We start from the raw sequence: 1,176 nt of genomic DNA, 5'->3' as shown, positions 1-1,176 counted from the left end.
ATACATAAAATGGATTAATAAAAAATCTCCCTTTTGACCAGGATTTACCTTTTTTGGCTATTCGAATCATCAATATTGAATATTTCCCCTACTCTTCTGTTTGAATAAATTTATAGACTTTCGGGCTTTACAGATTTTAATTCTATATTAGAATTATACCCTACACGTAACAGTGAATTTATACACTTCGTCGCTAGGGAACTTGCATGATTGTCCGGCAGAAACTCAATACGTTTAAGATATTTTTCACCCTCCGCGGCTCAATCGTTCCCAAAATTTATCCGCAGATTCTGCTTGTCACCCTACTGAGCGTTATCGTTACGATTGTTCAGCACCTGTCTCCCAATACTTTTCCTTCCTACGGAACAGCGCCCTTTACATTGCTGGGGGTCGCGTTGTCACTGTTTCTTGGATTTCGCAACAATGCCAGTTACCAGCGTTGGTGGGAAGGTCGATGCCTGTGGGGCCAGCTGGTGTACGACGCCCGTAGTTTTACTCGCCAAGTGCTGTCCTTTGTAGATGAAGACACTCAGGCTGGACGCGAGGCTCAGCGATCGATGATTCATCTGACGATTGCCTTTACACATGCGGTACGCCATCGACTGCGTGGTACATCTCCTTGGCAAGAGATAGAACCGTTTGTAGCGCCGACACACCATACAGCCATGCATCAAGCCAAAAACCTGCCTGATTACCTGATGCGCTTAATGGGTAAACAGCTTGGGGAGGTACGCCGTCAGCAACTATCGTCAGAGCTGATGGTACAAAACATGGACGAGCGCTTGACGTCTATGACGATAGTCTTGGCAGCCTGCGAGCGTATCCACAATACACCTCTGCCATTTGCTTATATGTTATTGGTGCATCGTACAACTTATCTGTATTGTATTATGTTGCCGTTTGGCTTGGTGGCCTCATTAGGCTGGGTGACACCATTAATATGTGCGGTGATAGCCTATACGTTTTTCGGTCTGGATACACTCAGCGAAGAGCTAGAGGAACCTTTTGGTTTGGCGGCGAATCAATTACCATTAACTGCCCTCTCACGCACGATCGAAATCAACTTGCTAGAAGCATTAGGAGAGAATGATATCCCGCCAGATATCACTCCTATCAATAGCTACTTACAGTAGTATTCATCAGCTGATGCTCAAATAGCTAACTGTAAAAAAATAT

The 1,176-nt window shown here is 44.7% G+C and carries 1 protein-coding gene; it reads left to right on the top strand.

Annotated elements, in window-relative coordinates:
* The first annotated feature begins 206 nt into the window (after positions 1-206).
* Positions 207-1,133 carry a bestrophin family protein gene (locus ACT3RN_RS15725; RefSeq protein ID WP_192519071.1) on the top strand — a complete coding sequence of 309 codons (927 nt, stop codon included), beginning with the start codon at positions 207-209 and terminating at the stop codon, positions 1,131-1,133.
* The last annotated feature ends 43 nt before the right edge of the window (positions 1,134-1,176 follow it).

Source organism: Psychrobacter sp. AOP5-GZ1-6, from assembly GCF_052376345.1.
In the GTDB taxonomy this organism is placed as follows: domain Bacteria; phylum Pseudomonadota; class Gammaproteobacteria; order Pseudomonadales; family Moraxellaceae; genus Psychrobacter.
The sequence above is the reverse complement of the archived record's forward strand: the minus strand, read 5'-3'. Positions and strand labels throughout refer to the sequence as shown.